The organism is Elstera litoralis (genome assembly GCF_000963705.1).
GTDB classification, from domain to species: Bacteria; Pseudomonadota; Alphaproteobacteria; order Elsterales; family Elsteraceae; genus Elstera; species Elstera litoralis.
The window spans coordinates 1-916 of record NZ_LAJY01000617.1; the positions used below are offsets into that span (position 1 = coordinate 1).

The window sequence follows — 916 nt, forward strand, 5'->3', positions numbered from 1 at the left end:
TTATATACCCAAGCCTTAGCTTCGAGATACCCGGCTTAGGGCCGCAATCTGCCCCTGCAAATTGCCCATAGCCTGAAGCAAATTCCGATCACTCTGCTCTTGCGCGGTCAGCCGCTGGTCCTGCGTGCTTAAGCGCTGCTCCACCGCAGCTAAGCGCGTATTGAGCTGATCGAACCCGTCGGTAATCAGCTTCGCAAGCCGATCATCGCGCGCTTCAAGCTCCCCCGCAAACGCGTGGGCAATATTTTCTAAGGTCGAACGCGTCTCAGACATAATGCCTCTCCCTTTTATCCGATTAGGATACCCGAAAGAAACCCGCCTGTCAGGAGCCTTGGGGATCGGCGTTGCGCCGATCCCCTGCCCCGCTTTCTAGCGCTGCTTGAACGCCGCCCGGCCCAGGTAACGGGCGGTGGTGTCGAGCTGCTCTTCAATGCGGATAAGCTGATTATACTTCGCCATCCGGTCGGAGCGCGACAGCGAGCCGGTTTTGATCTGGCCGCAGTTGGTGGCAACCGCGAGATCAGCGATGGTCGCATCCTCGGTTTCGCCCGAGCGGTGCGACAGGATCGAGGTGTAGCCCGCGCGATGGGCCATTTCGACCGCATCCAGGGTTTCGCTGAGCGTGCCGATCTGATTGACCTTCACCAGGATCGAATTGGCGACGCCCTTCTCAATCCCTTCGGCGAGGCGCTTCGGGTTGGTAACGAACAGATCGTCGCCGACCAACTGCACCTTGCTGCCGAGACGGTCGGTGAGATGCTTCCAGCCGGCCCAATCGTCTTCGGCCATCCCGTCTTCAATGGAGATGATCGGATAGCGCGCGCAGAGATCTTCGTAGAAGGCGACCATACCGGCGGCATCCAGGCTCTTGCCTTCGCCGTCGAGCTTATAGAGCCCGCCCTTGAAGAATTCCGAC

1 protein-coding gene and 1 pseudogene are annotated in these 916 nt (G+C 59.3%); both read right to left on the reverse strand.

Annotation, left to right across the window (positions count from 1 at the left end):
- Window positions 1–15: 15 nt before the first annotated feature.
- On the reverse strand, window positions 16–273 hold the full coding sequence (locus VZ95_RS18290; RefSeq protein WP_045777135.1) for a hypothetical protein: 258 nt from the start codon (window positions 271–273) through the stop codon (window positions 16–18).
- A 96-nt stretch (window positions 274–369) separates the two neighbouring features.
- A pseudogene (eno, locus tag VZ95_RS18295) lies at window positions 370–916 on the reverse strand (phosphopyruvate hydratase); the annotation flags it as partial.

Coding starts and splice junctions, on each gene's coding strand:
- VZ95_RS18290 (WP_045777135.1), bottom strand. CDS start 273: ATGTCTGAGACGCGTTCGACCTTAGAAAATATTGCCCACGCGTTTGCG.